General features: G+C 34.9%; 14 protein-coding genes and 1 pseudogene. 11 read left to right on the top strand and 4 right to left on the bottom strand.

The features are described from left to right. Nucleotides 1-11: 11 nt before the first annotated feature. Nucleotides 12-2,573 carry a valine--tRNA ligase gene (locus tag NBW39_RS03965; protein ID WP_250295687.1) on the bottom strand — a complete coding sequence of 854 codons (2,562 nt, stop codon included), beginning with the start codon at nt 2,571-2,573 and terminating at the stop codon, nt 12-14. A gap of 153 nt (nt 2,574-2,726) precedes the next feature. Here NBW39_RS03965 and NBW39_RS03960 point away from each other — a divergent pair, with 153 nt between their 5' ends. Both NBW39_RS03960 and NBW39_RS03955 read left to right on the top strand, forming a co-directional pair. Next, nucleotides 2,727-3,932, top strand: coding sequence for a hypothetical protein (locus tag NBW39_RS03960; RefSeq protein WP_250295686.1), 1,206 nt, complete (start codon nt 2,727-2,729; stop codon nt 3,930-3,932). A 215-nt stretch (nt 3,933-4,147) separates the two neighbouring features. Then, nucleotides 4,148-5,329, top strand: a complete 1,182-nt coding sequence (locus tag NBW39_RS03955; protein ID WP_250295685.1) for an MFS transporter — start codon at nt 4,148-4,150, stop codon at nt 5,327-5,329. Between the two features lie 13 nt (nt 5,330-5,342). Here the strand turns inward: NBW39_RS03955 and prfA are convergent, their stop codons facing one another. Continuing rightward, complete coding sequence (prfA, locus tag NBW39_RS03950; RefSeq protein WP_250295684.1) at nt 5,343-6,422, bottom strand: peptide chain release factor 1; 1,080 nt, start codon at nt 6,420-6,422, stop codon at nt 5,343-5,345. A gap of 100 nt (nt 6,423-6,522) precedes the next feature. Here prfA and yihA point away from each other — a divergent pair, with 100 nt between their 5' ends. The 7 genes from yihA (at nt 6,523) to NBW39_RS08710 (ending at nt 11,610) form a co-directional block, all read left to right on the top strand. Continuing rightward, on the top strand, nt 6,523-7,119 hold the full coding sequence (yihA, locus tag NBW39_RS03945) for a ribosome biogenesis GTP-binding protein YihA/YsxC (RefSeq protein ID WP_250295754.1): 597 nt from the start codon (nt 6,523-6,525) through the stop codon (nt 7,117-7,119). Nucleotides 7,120-7,123: 4 nt separating this feature from the next. Beyond that, nucleotides 7,124-8,035: an acetylglutamate kinase gene (gene argB, locus NBW39_RS03940; RefSeq protein WP_370273767.1), complete on the top strand. Its 912-nt coding sequence runs from the start codon at nt 7,124-7,126 to the stop codon at nt 8,033-8,035. 830 nt (nt 8,036-8,865) lie between these two features. After that, entirely contained in the window at nt 8,866-8,991 is a 126-nt protein-coding gene (locus tag NBW39_RS08715; protein ID WP_256466312.1) for a hypothetical protein, read from the top strand. Nucleotides 8,992-9,067: 76 nt separating this feature from the next. After that, nucleotides 9,068-9,940, top strand: a complete 873-nt coding sequence (locus tag NBW39_RS03935; RefSeq protein WP_250294632.1) for an IS982 family transposase — start codon at nt 9,068-9,070, stop codon at nt 9,938-9,940. A gap of 383 nt (nt 9,941-10,323) precedes the next feature. Then, nucleotides 10,324-10,542 carry a hypothetical protein gene (locus NBW39_RS03930; RefSeq protein ID WP_250295682.1) on the top strand — a complete coding sequence of 73 codons (219 nt, stop codon included), beginning with the start codon at nt 10,324-10,326 and terminating at the stop codon, nt 10,540-10,542. Nucleotides 10,543-10,971: 429 nt separating this feature from the next. Then, a complete protein-coding gene (gene bcp / locus NBW39_RS03925) occupies nt 10,972-11,445 on the top strand; it encodes a thioredoxin-dependent thiol peroxidase (protein ID WP_250295753.1) in 474 nt (157 codons plus the stop codon). A gap of 33 nt (nt 11,446-11,478) precedes the next feature. Next, nucleotides 11,479-11,610, top strand: a complete 132-nt coding sequence (locus NBW39_RS08710; protein WP_256466311.1) for a hypothetical protein — start codon at nt 11,479-11,481, stop codon at nt 11,608-11,610. 215 nt (nt 11,611-11,825) lie between these two features. Here NBW39_RS08710 and NBW39_RS03920 read toward each other — a convergent pair whose 3' ends face one another. Next, nucleotides 11,826-12,200 (bottom strand): nuclear transport factor 2 family protein, encoded by a 375-nt coding sequence (locus tag NBW39_RS03920; protein ID WP_250295681.1) that lies wholly within the window; start codon nt 12,198-12,200, stop codon nt 11,826-11,828. Between the two features lie 200 nt (nt 12,201-12,400). On the opposite strand from NBW39_RS03920, the gene NBW39_RS03915 reads away from it, so the two are divergent. After that, the gene (locus tag NBW39_RS03915; RefSeq protein WP_250295680.1) at nt 12,401-13,051 is read left to right on the top strand and encodes a CatB-related O-acetyltransferase; all 651 of its coding nucleotides are present in this window, start codon (nt 12,401-12,403) and stop codon (nt 13,049-13,051) included. Nucleotides 13,052-13,198: 147 nt separating this feature from the next. Here the strand turns inward: NBW39_RS03915 and NBW39_RS03910 are convergent, their stop codons facing one another. Further along, a complete protein-coding gene (locus NBW39_RS03910; protein WP_250295679.1) occupies nt 13,199-14,170 on the bottom strand; it encodes an Rpn family recombination-promoting nuclease/putative transposase in 972 nt (323 codons plus the stop codon). A gap of 230 nt (nt 14,171-14,400) precedes the next feature. On the opposite strand from NBW39_RS03910, the pseudogene mutL reads away from it, so the two are divergent. After that, a pseudogene (mutL, locus tag NBW39_RS03905) lies at nt 14,401-16,219 on the top strand (DNA mismatch repair endonuclease MutL). Nucleotides 16,220-16,246: the final 27 nt, after the last annotated feature.

Below are 16,246 nucleotides of genomic sequence, written 5' to 3'. Positions count from 1 at the left end.
AACATATAAAATCAATATAAATCTATATTCACTATGTATTTCTCGTCTTCAGTTTCAAGCTCAAACTGCATCCACTCTATCGTTTCCGCATTGCAAACTGCCTGCAAATCATCCTGTGCGGATTGATTCAATTTGTCCTCTCGTAGATCTGCTTTTATCACTAATTTCTTTATCAAATGCTTAACTGAAACATTATTATCTGCTTTTATCTTTCTGATAATGTTTAATATCTGCACGCAATTGTCTCCCATTTCCTCTGAATATTTATCGTAGATAAGCTCTTCTTTGCTCGGCCAATTACTTTGATTGTGCACAGAATTATAACTATAAAACTGGTGGTATATCTCTTCCGTAATGTAAGGCAAAAAGGGTGCAAATAACCGCAAAATAATATTCAGTACATATGCCAAACTTTGCTTTGCACTTAAGTTTGCTCCGCTGTCTACTTTATCTCCATATGCGCGCTTTTTTGCTAGTTCCAAGTAGTTATCACAAAAATCCTTCCAAAAAAATTCCTCTATTACGCCCAAAGCTTCGCAGTATTCAAACTGTAATAGGTTGTTTGTTGCTCTATCTATTACTTTGTACAGCTTAGACAATATCCACTTATCTATTGTCTCGTGAGCAGAATTTATGCTTACTGTTTGATGCTTTTCCATGAACATGGAAACAAACTTGCTAGCGTTCCAAAGTTTTGTAACTAGGCGCTTGCCAATTTTGAATATATTTTCAGAGTAGACTGTATCAACTCCAAGCCTTGAGTTTGCTGCCCAATAGCGCACTACATCAGCTCCATAAGTTTCAAGTATTACATGAGGAGTGATGATGTTACCTTTTGATTTACTCATCTTTTTCTTATCATCGGCTAAACACCAACCGCTGATCATAATGTTTTTCCAAGGTAAAGAATTTGCATGATAATGCGCTTTCAAAATCGTATAAAAAGCCCAAGTTCTTATTATCTCATGGCTCTGGCTGCGCAGATCTGCAGGAAATATTGTATCATAGCGATGATTTGGCAAGCTAAACTCACTATTTACTGCAAGTGCACTTAGTTGAGGAGTAATTGAACTTGTGGCCCAGGTATCCATTACATCTTGATCTGGGATAACCTCTTCTTTGCTATACCCTTTTGGCAAATCTTTGAGTGGATCTATAGGTAGGTCCTTTACTTCAGCTAGAATAATTTTACCTTCTTCTCCCTTACGGTTGGAATACCACGTTGGAAATGGCACACCAAAATAGCGCTGCCTTGAAATGCACCAGTCCCAATTTAGCCCTTCTATCCACACTTCCATACGTTTACGCATAGTAGCTGGATGCCAATTGCATCCTTTTACTTTATCTAATACTTGAGCTTTTTGCTCTAAGGTCTTGATAAACCATTGATAAGTAGGCAATATCTCAAGTGGTGCACCAGATCTTTCTGCACACTTAACAGAATGAGAAATGTTAGTGCTTTCTATCAAAAGTCCTTTTTTAGTTAGGATTTCGATCATCCTCTTTCTTGCCTCTTTAACCTTTAGTCCATTTATTTCGTTTAGTATATCGTCTGTCATCCGAGTAGCTGATACTGGTTCTTTTTTCTGACCATACGCTGACATGATATCTTCCTCTGTCATCGCTGGCATTGGCTCTTTTTCCTGGATTCCAATGTCAGCTACTTGAATGACATCATTCAGGTTCATCCTCCCATCCTGATCGATGATAATTTTCATCGGTAGATTATGCTTTTGCTGCCAATATATGTCGAGCTCATCACCGAATGTACAACACATAACAAGCCCCGTGCCTTTATCTATTTTAACCTTATCATCTGCTATTATTGGAACTTTCTCCTCTGTTATTGGCACTACCGCTGTTTTTCCGATCAGATGAGTGTAGCGCGTATCCTCTGGATGACAAAAAACTGCAACGCATGCTGGAAGTAGTTCAGGTCGCGTAGTTGCAATATTGATCTGCTCATTTTCTTGAGTAGAGAAAACTATCGTGTTTAAGGATGACTCAAAAACTTTATCTTCTATTTCTGCTTGCGCAATTGCTGTTTTATCAACCGGGTCCCAAAGGATAGGTTGCATTTTTCTATATGCATATCCCTTATTATATAGATCGATGAATGACATTTGTGAAAGCGTCACATTTTCCTTGCTGATCGTGTGATATTCCAAACCCCAGTCATAACTAATGCCGACCGATTTAAATAGTTCCTTGAATTCTTGCTTTGATTTCTCAATAACTTCATGGCACATCTCTATAAATTTTTCTCTGCCAACTTCTTTTGCACGGGTTTTATAGGTTTGCTCAACCAATCTTTCAGTGGGAAGCCCGTTATCATCAAACCCAATTGGGTAAAACACATCTTTGCCCAGCATGCGTTGAAACCTTGCAATAAAGTCCGTGTGGCAATAGCTAAATATATGGCCAATATGGAGTTTTCCCGATATTGTCGGCGGAGGTGTGTCTATAGTGAAAGTGTTATCCTTTTCACCATTCCACTTATAAACTTTACTGCCTTCCCACAATATGTTGCATTTGTCTTCAATTTCTTTAAAGCCGTATTTTTCTTTTAACATAAATATTTCTTAAGTTTTAAGCTCTAAGTTAGCACAATTAAGCAAATACGGCTACGCCAAAATTTTACGAGCATAACACACTATGGAAAATATTACTTTACGTTAAGTTTTAAAAGCATTATACTGTTAAATAATATTTATATGAGATTTAATATGCTTACAGAGATTAATGGTACAATAAAGTTAGTTGGTGAAGAAAATGATCAAGAAATACAGCTTACCATTCCAGGAAGCGATTATGAAAAATTTAAAGAGTATAAAAATATAAATCAGAATGGCGAAGTAATTGAGGGAGAGTTTTATGCGGAATTTATGCTAGGTGGTGAAAAACTATATATTACTGGTCATTATGGAGAAGAAGATGCTGTTACTTTTTCTATAAATTCAGTTAACGGCGAAAATGACACAACGAAAGATCCGTTAAAGCTTAACGGAAAGGACGAGGTTGCGGTAGAAGGACTGCTTAAACATCCCAGAAAGCAAGTAGAAGAATTAAGTGCTGAAATAACAGCATTAAAAGCTCAAAACAATACAAAAGAAGTTGCGGACTTAAAGCAACTGTTAACAGATAAAGAGACTGAAATAACAGCATTAAAAGCTAAACAGGCAGAACTAGAAGCTAAACAGAATGAAGTTCAGCAGTTAACGCAGAAAAATAAAGAACTAGAAACTGAAAAGAATGAAGCTGAGCGGGAAAAACAAAACTTAGAAGATGCAAAGAAAGAAGCTGAGGAGAAACAGCAAGAATTACAAACTCAATTGACTGAAGCTAACACGGAAAAAACAGCATTACAAACTAAATTGACTCAAGCTGAAAAGGAAAAAACAACATTAGAAGAGCAGTTAAAGAAGAAAGGCGAAGAATTAGAAACTGCAAATGAACAAGCTGAGAAGAAAATAAATGAACTAAATGCTGAAGTTGCGCAGTTAAGGGCAGTACCAAATGATACTGCTGCTCAGTTAAAAGATAAAGAGGATAAGATAAAAGAATTAGAAGCTAAAATAAACCAACCAAATGCTGAAGTTGAAAGCCTAAAGAAAGACTTACAAGCTCGAAATGCTCGAGTTCATCAGTTAGAGAAGGAAAATAAAGAACTAGAAGCTAAAAACGAAACAACTGAGCAACCAAAACAAAGCAATGGAGCGAAGTACACCGCTACCGTTGGTATGGGTCTTGCTGCTGGGTTGGTAGCATTTACTGCACTTGAACGTACAGTTAGATTAGAGATGTTAGTAATGATTGGTATAGCAGTAGCATCTGCACTCGTAGTTGGTGGTATTACATATGCAGCATTACCTAGTACTCAAGTAAATGGAGCGGAAGCACAAGAAGTAAATGAGAATGGGCCAAAGAAGTAAGTAAATAAAGGTGGCTTGACACACATAAACTGTGTCAAGCCAAATGGTTATGTATTAATCTTTTTTCGGCATTTTTACTATCTAAATTTCAAAAAAAAATATTGAGAAAAGTAACTCATCCACTTTTTAAATTATATCTCAGAGTTTACAGTGAGAAATGTTTCTCGCTTAATGTTTCAAACGTGATATTTTTATTCATTAATTAAAAATCTCAAATGTTACTACCATTTCTGTTAATCCTGTCTCTAATTGCCAAGTTCATTGAAATTGATATTTCCGTACCTAGTTTTCCTGATATGGTGCGCTATTTTAACGTATCAGAAGGCACAATTCAATTAACTATCGCTTATAATTTCCTAGGCTTGTGCATGGGAGGGTTGTTTTTTGGTCCATTGTCTGAATGCTATGGCAGAAGAAGGATGATGATCATAGGTAACACTTTGTTATTAATTGGCGCTGTTGGTTGTGTTTTTGCACCGTCGATTTTTTGGCTTTTAATTTCTCGCTTTGTTCAGGGCATTGGTGTCAGCACGTCTGTAGTTGTGTTTGCAATCGTTGCAGACAGCTATAAAGGCGACGAAGCGGTGAAATTTATTGGAATCATGAATTCTGTTCTTACAGTTGTCATGGCAATTGCACCTGTTTTAGGAAGTTTTATCAATGGTGCTGTAGGGTGGCGTGGTAATTATGCAAGTGTTGCAACAATTTGTTTGATCTCTTGGATTTTGCTGCTCTTATGGATTTTGCTGCTCTTAGCGTTACCAGAAACAAAAAAGGACCGCGATATTTTTAGTTTGAAAAAGATGATGAAAGACTATGGAAAGCTATTATTGAGTTCAAGGTTTATGGCGCCATCTTTGGTAATAAGCCTCTTTTCTGCTGCTTATATGTCATTTATCACTTGTGGACCTTTCTTGTATATGGAAACTTTTGGTTTATCTAGCACTATTTATGCACTACATCAAGGTGCAATAGTTGGATCCTTCTCACTCATCAGTCTATTCACTGGTAAAATTTTACAGAAACTTGGGGCAATAAGGTGTGTAGCTTATGGCGCGGGTGTGATCATGATTGGATCTATATTGCTTTTGATATTCAGTATGGTTACACCCTATTCTTTCTACTTAGTGACACTATCTATGGTCATTTTCGCTATTGGTTGTGCAATGTGCCAGGCAGTGCTTTTTAACGCATCACTGAATGTTTTTCCTGAAATTAAGGGCACAGCTTCTTCTGCAGTTGCATTCATCAGGTCTTTTATCATGGCTGTCTTTATCGGCTTAACAAGCTACGTTTACAATGGTCAAACAATCAGTGCAGCTATTCTTGTTTTTTCTGCAGTGGTACTAGAACTTATTTTTACTGCATATTTATTGCGTTTAAAAGATGCAGTATAGTTGATGCAAATGATTAGTTTTCTCCCGCTAACCTTTCTGCTTCATTACGTGAGATTAATGCCTCAATAAATTCATCTAGTTCACCTTCTTTTATAATCTGCTCTAGCCGATGTGAAGTTAGATTAATTCTATGATCTGTGATTCTTGATTGTGGGAAATTATATGTTCTTATGCGCTCGGAACGATCACCAGAGCCTATCTGACTTTTTCTCATTGTTGACCTTTCCATTTCTTTTTTGTGTCTTTCAATTTCGTATAGCCTTGCCCTCAATACTTTGAGCGCTTTAGCTTTATTTTTGTGTTGCGATTTTTCATCTTGCTGTATTACAACTATCCCTGTTGGCAAGTGGGTGACCCTTACTGCGCTGTCAGTTGTATTCACTGACTGCCCTCCAGGACCACTGGATCTATAAACATCTATGCGTAAGTCTTTTTCTTCTATTTTAAAGTCAACTTCTTCTACTTCAGGTAATATCGCAACAGTAGCGGCAGAGGTATGCAACCTTCCTGAGGATTCAGTTTCTGGCACTCTCTGTACTCTGTGTACCCCTGATTCAAATTTCAACCTTGCAAAAACTTCTGTTCCATTAATGAGTGCAGAAGCTTCCTTATAGCCACCTATACCTGTGTTAGAAATGCTTATTGGCTCGAACTTCCAATTTCTTCTTTCTGCATATTTTTGATACATACGAAATAACATCGCTGCAAATAATGCTGCTTCTTCTCCGCCTGTGCCCGCTCTGATTTCTAATATTGCATTTCTTGAGTCATCTTCATCTTTGGGCAATAATGCTAACTTTAGTTTTGCTTTTACTTTTGGTAATAATACCTTGTGCTTTTCGAAAAATTCTTCTTTTGCTAACTCTTTTATATCACCTTCACTGTTTTCATCCTTCATTATTTCTTCTAAATCTGAAATTTCCTCTTTCAGCGTGTTGTATTCATCAATTATCTTGATTATTGGCCTGAGCTCAGAGTATTCCTTTGAAAGGGTAATGAATTCTTTTTGACTTAAATTGGCAGGGTTTTCCAAGTTCCTCTCTATATCATTAAATTTTTTCTTCAAGTCTTGTAAATTATTCTCTATATTCATATAGCACAGATCTAGTATTTTAACTGTTTAAGTAATATATACTGAAATAAAAAATTTTTTACATCAAGCAATAACATTATAATATACCTTCTACTTGAATATAATGGCAAAACAGATAACATCAAGCTGCAATTTCATATTTGGAGCTTTAGACATAAAATCATTACCAGATGAGTCAGCTCCAGAGATTGCGTTTGCTGGTAGATCAAATGTAGGAAAATCCAGTCTGATCAACTTACTGATAAACAGCAAAAAAGCTGCTAGAGTTTCCTCTAAACCTGGATGCACTAGACAAATAAATTTTTATTCTATGTACAATGATAAGTTCAGGCTTGTTGACCTACCAGGGTATGGCTACTCTCATGCAGGCAAGGAGGAAATTATACAATATTTAAACTTAATTGAGTATTATCTAATTCAAAGAAGAAATCTAAGAAGAGTGTTTGTGTTGATAGATAGCAAGGTAGGATTAAAAGAAATGGACAAAGACTTCATTTATTGGTTAATATATAATAATATTAACTTTAACGTTGTGCTAACAAAAATAGATAAAGTAAGTCAAAAAAGCTTAGTTGCTGTTATAGAAGATATTCAAAAATGGATTAATAATGAGAATGTGTCAATTCATCAAATAAGCACCCGTGTCAAGTGTAAAATAACCAAGGTAAGAGATGAGTTTTTCAAGTTTACAAGATAAAAGAATGAAGAGTAGTGAATTTTTAAGGGATGAGGTATTATTTAAACAAAAAGCAGAAATATTAATTGAAGTGTTATCTAATATACCTAGCTTTGTGGGCGAAACTTTTATTATCAAATGTGGCGGCATAACGATCTCAGATGAAACACTATTTAATACTTTTGTGCATAATGTTGTCTTATTGAAACAGCTTGGTATAAATCCGGTGATAGTTCATGACGGAGAATATGAAATTAACTCGGTGTTAAAAATGCTGGGTATGGACAGTAAGTTTGTGAATGATACCAGGCTCACGGACAAAGATACTATGAAAATCATTGAAATGGCGCTATGTGGTTCAGTTAATAAAAAAATTGTTCAGCATATAAATTCTGTTGGTGGTTTAGCTATTGGATTATGTGGAAAAGATGGTAACTTAATTAAAGCCGAAAAAATAACCGCTACGCTTAGAGAAGATAGATCAAATAATATTGAAAAGATATTAGACATGGGATTCATCGGTAGACCAACTGAAATCAATCCTGATATATTATTTTTTATTGAAGAATCAGATTTTATACCAGTTATTGCACCCATTGGTCATGGAAAAAATGGGGAAACATATCATATTGATGCCGATAGCACTGCAAGCGCAATTGCAATTGCAGTTTCTGCATCTAAAATGATAACCTTTAGCGATACAGGTGAAGAAATAGATAAAATTGGTGGCAGGAAGATATCTGTTAAAAATTTAAATGCATCGATTGATTGTGGCAAAATTCAAGGAGAAAAATTTATTCAAAGGCTTATGGCATATACTAAAATGGTAGAGGAATGTGCTGGAGTTGTTCACATATTTGATGGTAGAATACCTAACATTATGCTTGATTTATTTACTGAAAATAATTCGAGCATATCAATTGTGGGTGATTTATAACTACACGAATACCAAGAGGGTGTCATCCGAGTGCCCAGACACTGGGATCTCATTTTACTTTATGATAATGTCATGAAGGTAGCCTCCTTCTCCTGTCATCCTAGTGCTCCTTTTTTGTCATCCCAGTGCGTGACACTGGGATCCATTTTCTTTTTTCTAGATTCCAGCGTCACGCGCTACCTTCCATATAAATATTAAGAAATTTACCAAACGAAAAAAAAAAGGCAAAAGAAGCCCTGGTCATTGTTTATTTTCAGTATTTGGCGTTTTTTAAGTCTTAAACACTGCAATTTAGCTGCTTTTAAGTGCAACTCACCTTAGCTAAAATGTTTAAGAAATTTACTAAGCAGAAAAAAAGGCAAAAGAAACCCCGTAGTAATTAGTGTTCACTCTCTAATCCTGCAAATTGGCGTACTATACTGTCTTAAACAGCGCGTTTCAGCTTATGTAGGTAAAAACCCAGAATGTTATGAAGACATAAGGTGCACATAGTGCAAAAAATTAAAAATAAGACGCCAACTACGTTGTTTTCTTGCTGTTTAATCTGCACAGATGAAGATAACTGAATACCTTCAGTTTTATGACGTGTATAACAATGTGGCAAAAAATATTATAGAATTCAATAGGATAATCCCTAGAGAATTACTCATCTACAAAAAGCCAAATCGTGTTAATGCTGTTTAGATGTAAAAGATAAGCTAAATTTTTACGAGGAAAAAATAGCAAGACACCTTTGATTGAACCAAGTTTATGTGGTAGGCAACTGAGCCAGGTTGTTATTTTAACTACCACAATTAAGTCAGCAAATTTTAACAGTAAGGAGAAACATCGTGAAAACACCGAAAAAAATATGGAAAAGTATTGCTAAAAAATTCAAAAATAGCACTGCCGCAAAAGCAAAAGTTTCTAGCAGAGAAGAAGCCAACAAACCTTTAGAAACCTCAGTTATGGATTAGAAAATAGATAAAAGTATAACTAAGAAGAGGGAAACAGGGTAAACTCGAGTATTTTAGTAATAATAAGAGGTTACCCATGAAGAAAGATATTACAGAACTGTACTGTTGCGTCGAGGATTTTTGTCGTGCGGTAGATGATAATTTTGCAAATAGGTTCTTATCAAACGGCAAAAAACCAACCAGAGTACCAGAAATAGCGCACTCAGAAATTCTAACCATAATCCTATTATACCATAAATCACCATGTAAAAACTTCAAGGCTTTTTATCTTTGTTATCTTCAGTTATTCTATAGATCAGAGTTTTCAAAGCTGCCTTCATATCACAGATTTATTGCCTTAAAGCCGCGAGTTTTGTGGTATTTAGCATTACTTTTGCAATGGTTTTGTGAACAAGCAAAAATGACCGGGATTTCCTACATAGATTCTACTTCAATAGCAGTATGCCATCGAAAAAGAATCTCAAGAAATAAGGTTTTCAAAGGATTAGCAGAGTTAGGAAAGAATACTTACGGCTGGTTTTTTGGTTTTAAATTACATGTAGTAATCAATGAAATAGGTGAAATTCAAGGTGTTACGCTAACCAGAGGTAACGTCGATGACAGAAAACCTGTACCAACTCTAACCAAAAAACTAACTGGACTTTTGTTTGGAGATAAGGGCTATATAAAGAAAGAGCTCTTTGAGAAACTATTCGATAGAGGTCTAAAACTCGTCACTAAAGTGAAAAAAGGTATGAAAAATGCACTGATTTCGCTGAAAGAGAAGATTTTACTAGGGAAAAGATCGATTGTTGAAACGGTTTTTGGCTGCCTAAAAAACAAATTTGAACTTGAGCACACTCGGCATAGATCCACAGTAAATTTCTTGGTACATATTTTTTCTACCCTCATTTCTTATTCAATGCAATCGAAAAAGCCCTGTATTTCTCAGCTTTACTTCGTTGGTTAATCCATAACTGGGGTTTAGAAATAACTATAGAGCAGCAGCCCACTGTTGTAACAGCAAAAACTACTACAGCTAAAGATGAAAATAGTAAGGAAATATGTAAATATAGTGTAATAAATATAAAGCATAAAGATGCTACCCACGCAATTAATAAAGCTACAGAAACTGACACCAAATTATGTGAAAGTGAAGACCTTCAACCTATATGGCTACCACATCAAATAGTAAAACCGTCCTTTGGACCATCAGAGACTGTTATCAAATCTTTTGAAGATGTAAAAGGATATTTACATACCCTAGCTAAAAATGTTGACAATCATGGGATATATGAAGGTAGCAAAGAATATTTACAGAGAGTAGTAAATCACCTAGATGGCTTTTGTATTATGGAGAGCGATAAATTACAGAAGCTAGAAACAAATCTCGATAAGTCAGATTTAACGAAAAAGGAGTTTATTCAAATAACTACATCCTTAGTAAGTGCAATAGATAGCTCAAACATTGGTAAATTTAACAAAAGAGAGCAAAAAATTGTAGGTGATCATACTCAGAAGCTTATAGAAGAAAGAGAGAACAATGAAGGAAAGAAACAAATTGATCTATAGACCACAAGATTCCAAGGAAAACTAATTCTCAACGTGGCTCATTAATTTAGCAAAATTGGCCGTATTCTTTACGTTTTTTATAATATTTATTTACATAAAAATATATAATTAAGGAAGTAGGTATAAGAAATTAAAATCTACGAGCAAACACTAGTGTCCTGATAAAGCTGTTGCATTTTTGTTAAATACTTGTATGGTCTAGACGTGTGTCTTTAATTTTGAGGTGTGGGTATGATAGACTTTATAGACAATCAATCTGAAATAATATTGCAGAGGATAGAGGAAAATCCAAGTATACACAGCAGTAACATTGCTACAAGAATAGCGAATGAATTGCAAGAATATAATTCAAGAAGGTCAAGCGAAATTAATGAATCTATTCACCACAAAATGCAGTTATTGGATGAAAACTATAACATGGAGCAGGGTATGGAATTAGCAGTAGGAAATAGTGCAGCCGATTTTAGCTTGCCAGCAGATTCTGGTGAAAATTTGTCACTGAGTGGATTTTTTGGTAAAAAAAATGTAGTTCTTTATTTTTATCCTAAAGATGGTACTCCTATTTGTACGATGGAAGCAAAAGGCTTTAGAGATAAAATAGATGATTTTTCTTCCCTTGACACAGTGATAATTGGTGTATCAAAAGATAGTGTTGAGCGCCATGCTAACTTCAAAGCAAAATATTCTCTGCCATTTTATTTGGTTTCTGATGAGAATGGTGAAATGTTGGAAAAATACGGTGTTTGGGTAGAAAAAAGCATGTTTTTTAAAAAGTATATAGGAATAGAGCGCACTACTTTTTTAATAGATAAACAAGGTAAAATAATGAAGATCTGGAAAAATGTAAAAATTAGTGGACATGTTGATGAGGTTCTAGAAGAAATAAAGAAGAATATAGATTAAAGAATGGAAACGAAAGGAAAAGATGGTTTAACGATGCCAGAGAGATATTTTGGAGCATTACGTAATTACAATGCAGCATATAAGGAAAAGTTAGATAAATCAAGCCATGCCGAAAAAATTATCAATGAAAGAAAAAATAGTAATGAAAGAATAAACTCACTATAGATGCACAATTAACTTTACCTAGAAAAAGTGGAAAGAAAGTTAAGTCTAAACATACCATAGTTGTGATTGAACGATGGAGAACTAATCGATTCTAAGATAATATCTCTACTTTTGAGAATTTTGCTATGTTAATGGCTCTATAACTCCCATAATCCCAGTTTTAATGATCTTCTTCTACCACAATTTATAGATGCGATAGAACCGTTAAGGGTAGCTCAATTTTGAGTAAAAATCTCATCTTTTTTCTTTTCAAAAGGACGAGCATCGTAGAACAATTCTATGCGAGAAATGAGACCATCACTAAATGATAAAAATGAAGCACCTCGAAGAGTACCGACAGGATCAGAACAATCAAAATCCAACACTAGCATAACCTTATTGCCAGAAATAAATCTTTCTCGGATTGTAAGCCTCCTGAAAAACATCGAAAAATTTTTGGCAGCTTCAACTACTGATTCTTTACCATTAAAATTTGCAAGAGGACCTATAAAACAGACATGGGGATGAATATATGAAGCCATCTCATCAAAACTTTTTGTATACATAGCCATGTAATAAGACTCTGCTTTATTTAGATTTTGATTCACCATATTACAACTTCACGTACGTTCACATGTGCTTAAATTATACATAGATGTTAAGGCTTTGCAAATAAAAAGAGCTACTCAAAGCTTTCACAAATTGATGTTATTTATTGACAATGCATCTCATGAAGGTACTATGCTTTGAATAATGTATTTAATGATCTTTTGTGATCCTTATGTCTTATGAGTGAGTCTGGGGTATTGGTATGACTATTAAGGTATACCCAGATCCAAATGCATTATACCCTATTGAAGGTGTTACAAGAACATGCTTTCTCAAAAACATTATCACCAATACGCAAATTATTGTTGGTGACTATACATATTATGATGATCCAGAAGACATATATAATTTTGAGAAGAACGTACTGTATCTATTTGATTTCATTAAAGATAAACTTATTATCGGTAAATTCTGTCAAATAGCAACAGGTGTTCGATTTATAATGAATGGCTCGAATCATGCAATGGATAGTATTTCAACTTACCCTTTTAAGATATTTGGAAAGTCTTGGAATTTTGCTTCAATGAACGTAGCAAGTAAAGGTGATACAATAATAGAGAATGATGTCTGGATTGGAAACTCTGTCACAATTATGCCTGGTGTTAAGATTAGTAATGGTACCATTATTGGTACGAGCGCTCTTGTTACAAAAGACGTTGAACCCTATGCGATTGTTGGTGGTAACCCTGCGAAGTGTATTCGGAAAAGATTTGATGATAAAACCATTGATTTTCTATTGCAGCTAGAATGGTGGAATTGGCCAATCGAAAAAATTACAGAGAATTTAGGAGCCATTACAACAGGAGATTTAGAAACTTTGAAAAAAATTTATGAGGAGGAAAAATTAGACTAAAATTTGCGTATGTTTTCCTGGTACTTTCAATCTTAAAAAGAACATTTGTCAACTCAAAAGTTATCCAAGTCAAATGTTAATAATGTATCATTTCACGGCCTTTCACATAGGTAAGGGGATTTAGAGATTTGAAACCAAGGTTAAACGTTAATTTCTTAACTTTTGAATTTCATCAAGGGAAAGACCTGTGATTTGAGCTATAACATCAATAGAGACACCGGCCTTAAGTGAGTTTTTAGCCACTGCTATTTTAGCCTGTTTTTCGCCCTCTTCTCTGCCTTTCTCCGCGCCAATTTGAATACCTTCCGCTCTGCCTTTTTCATGTCCGATTTGGATGCCTTCTTCTCTGCCTTCTTCTCTACCTTCTTCTCTACCTTTTTCAGTAGCATCATCAAGTTTTTGAGCGAGGATGCCTTCTTCTTTGCGGAGATCCATTATCCTTTCTTCGTACGCTATCAGATCTTTCTCATTCCAGCGAAACTTGTCTAACTCATCGTAGGCTAACTTTATTATTGGTGCTTTTTCTGCTATTCTCATTAAATCTTCATCTGTCGTTTCTTCAGCATATTTAAAGAAAAATAGCCAACGATCTACTATGCTTTCTAGCTGTTCTACTCTGCTTTTTGTAAATTTAGGTAATTCAATAAAGACGAATTGAAAATCTTTTAAGTAATGTCCATTGGTTTTTACATCACGTATATTATGAGTAGAAAGATAATCAACTTCGTTAGGAAGTAAGTTACAATTGGAAATAGCAATAAAGAAAACTTTCTGTAGATCAATGTAATTACCAGATTTATCTAATTGCCTTGAGTAAGCTTTAGCGGCATATAATTGGGCACGTTTTTCAAAGCCTTTATCACGAGCGAGCTGCATTTCGATGACAAATCTATGACCAATAGAGTCTTTGCAAAGAACATCAACAATACTTTGTTTATCAGAGGCAATTTCAGGATCCATGATAGTACTGAGAAATTCTATTTCTTTTATCTCATTATCACCAGAAAAGCCTAAGATATCGTTTAAAAAGTGTATAAGAATATTTTTGTTCTTCTCAGAGCCAAAGATTTTCTTAAAACTTAGATCATTTTTTGGATCGAGAAACTTTGAAAGAGCCATGAGAAAAAAACCTAGAAAACATTAATAATTATACACAATTCTGAAGAAATATTCAACTAAAATTCAAACATGTTAGTCAGAAAATGATCTACTCAGAAGGACTAGCATTTTAGGCTTTCTATACATCTTTATTACAATTATTTCTGTTTTGAAATTAGTGAAGATGCCTAATAGAGATTGATTTTTATTAACATCAAAGCTATATCTTCATCAGACTGAGAGTTGGAAATATGGCAATAATTCTTTTAGACACAAAAACTATAAACCGTATAGCAGCGGGGGAGGTAATAGAGAGGCCAGCAAGTGTAGTAAAGGAATTAGTGGAAAACGCAATAGATGCTGGAAGTTTAGAAATAGAGATCAAAATAGAAAGTGGTGGGCGTAATCTTATTACTGTGATAGATAATGGTAACGGAGTAGAAAAAAACGATTTAGAACTTGCGTTTATGCGCCATGCTACTTCAAAATTGAGCGATAGTGAGTTGATAGAAATCAAGCATCTTGGCTTTAGAGGAGAAGCTCTGCCTTCAATTGCAGCAGTAAGTAGGATAAAATTATTGTCTAAGGCAAGAGAAGCAAGTGAAGCATGGTCTATAAGTTATGAGGGTGGAGAGAAAATAGGTGAGCTAACTCCTTATCCTTTATCACAAGGGACACATATTGAAGTACGAGACTTGTTTTTTGCTACCCCAAATAGACTAAAATTTCTAAAAACCGAAAGAGCAGAAACTCAAAGCATTGTTGATATTGTAAATAACCTAGCAATGATAAATTATAGAATAGGGTTTACTTTCAATTCAGGTAATAAAAAGCTCTTAAAATACGCTAAGCAAACTTCGTTATTTAGCAGATTATGTGAAATAGAAGAGGAATTTCAGGGTAATGCGCTGGAAGTTAATGAAGAAGAAGACGGCATTAAACTTACGGGACACATCTGTAAACCGACCGTCAACCGTGGTAAGTCAACTCAGATCTATACGTTTGTTAATGGGAGGCCAATCAAGGATAATCTACTCGTTGGCGCGATTCGTTATGCGTACCATGATTTTATTCCAAGTGACAGATATCCGTTTGCGGCATTGCACTTAGAAATACCATACGATCAAGTAGATGTAAACGTGCATCCAAATAAATCAGAAGTAAGATTTCAGAATAAAAGGCTAATATATGAAATAGTGAGAAGAGAAAGCATTATCGACGAGGTTCGCAGCAAGTGATCAAAGTATTGAAGAGTTTGATGCTAGTAAAAGTCAAGAGCAAGTCAATAGTAAAGAGAAAAAAAATCAAAAAGAGTTTTACGAGAAGAGACCAAGTCTTTTAGAAAATCGTCTAATGAAAGAATTCAATGCACCAGATGAAAAAGCAAAAGGCTTATCAGAACAGTCAAAATCGTTTACCGGCATAGAGAAATTTCCATCACAAGCGGAGACTATGGTCCTGGAAAAAAAGGTGTTAGAGCAAGTTGATTTGATAGAGAGCCACCCGCTCGGATTTGCACGCTGTCAGGTCTACAATACTTATATTATTGCCGAGGCTAAAGACAAATTAATTATAGTTGATCAACATGCAGCCCATGAGAGGTTAGTGTATGAATGTTTAAAACAAAAATCAAATATAAAAAGACAAAAATTGCTTATGCCTGAGACGGTTGAAATCAAAAACCAAGCTGGGATAGAGATGGTTGAAATGTATAAAGATAAGCTTTTCGAAATGGGTTTTGAGATTGAAATTAAATCAGAAAATAAGGTTATAGTGAGGGAAATCCCTGCAATTTTGGGAGCAATAAATGTTAAAGAGATGCTAATTGATATAGTTGATAGATTAACGGAAATAGAAGATACATTGCCAGTAGAAGATAAAGTGTTGGCCACTATCGCTTGTCATGGATCAATTAGAGCAGGTAGAAAAATGAGGTTAGAGGAAATGAACGAGCTGCTAAGGCAAATGGAAAAAACACCATATTCCGGGCAATGCAACCACGGAAGGCCAACTTATATAGAAATGAAACTGAGTGATGTAGAGAAATTGTTTGAAAAGGAGCTAGATTAAGCTGTTGAAGTGATCTTTATTGAGATA

Source organism: Wolbachia endosymbiont of Oedothorax gibbosus, assembly GCF_936270435.1.
Taxonomy (GTDB): Bacteria; Pseudomonadota; Alphaproteobacteria; order Rickettsiales; family Anaplasmataceae; genus Wolbachia.
This window is presented reverse-complemented; position numbering and strand designations above follow the sequence as displayed.

Coding starts and splice junctions, on each gene's coding strand:
- NBW39_RS03965 (WP_250295687.1), bottom strand. CDS start 2,573: ATGTTAAAAGAAAAATACGGCTTTAAAGAAATTGAAGACAAATGCAAC.
- NBW39_RS03960 (WP_250295686.1), top strand. CDS start 2,727: ATGCTTACAGAGATTAATGGTACAATAAAGTTAGTTGGTGAAGAAAAT.
- NBW39_RS03955 (WP_250295685.1), top strand. CDS start 4,148: ATGTTACTACCATTTCTGTTAATCCTGTCTCTAATTGCCAAGTTCATT.
- prfA (WP_250295684.1), bottom strand. CDS start 6,422: ATGAATATAGAGAATAATTTACAAGACTTGAAGAAAAAATTTAATGAT.
- argB (WP_370273767.1), top strand. CDS start 7,124: ATGAAGAGTAGTGAATTTTTAAGGGATGAGGTATTATTTAAACAAAAA.
- NBW39_RS03935 (WP_250294632.1), top strand. CDS start 9,068: ATGAAGAAAGATATTACAGAACTGTACTGTTGCGTCGAGGATTTTTGT.
- NBW39_RS03930 (WP_250295682.1), top strand. CDS start 10,324: ATGGAGAGCGATAAATTACAGAAGCTAGAAACAAATCTCGATAAGTCA.
- bcp (WP_250295753.1), top strand. CDS start 10,972: ATGGAATTAGCAGTAGGAAATAGTGCAGCCGATTTTAGCTTGCCAGCA.
- NBW39_RS08710 (WP_256466311.1), top strand. CDS start 11,479: ATGCCAGAGAGATATTTTGGAGCATTACGTAATTACAATGCAGCATAT.
- NBW39_RS03920 (WP_250295681.1), bottom strand. CDS start 12,200: ATGGTGAATCAAAATCTAAATAAAGCAGAGTCTTATTACATGGCTATG.
- NBW39_RS03915 (WP_250295680.1), top strand. CDS start 12,401: ATGACTATTAAGGTATACCCAGATCCAAATGCATTATACCCTATTGAA.
- NBW39_RS03910 (WP_250295679.1), bottom strand. CDS start 14,170: ATGGCTCTTTCAAAGTTTCTCGATCCAAAAAATGATCTAAGTTTTAAG.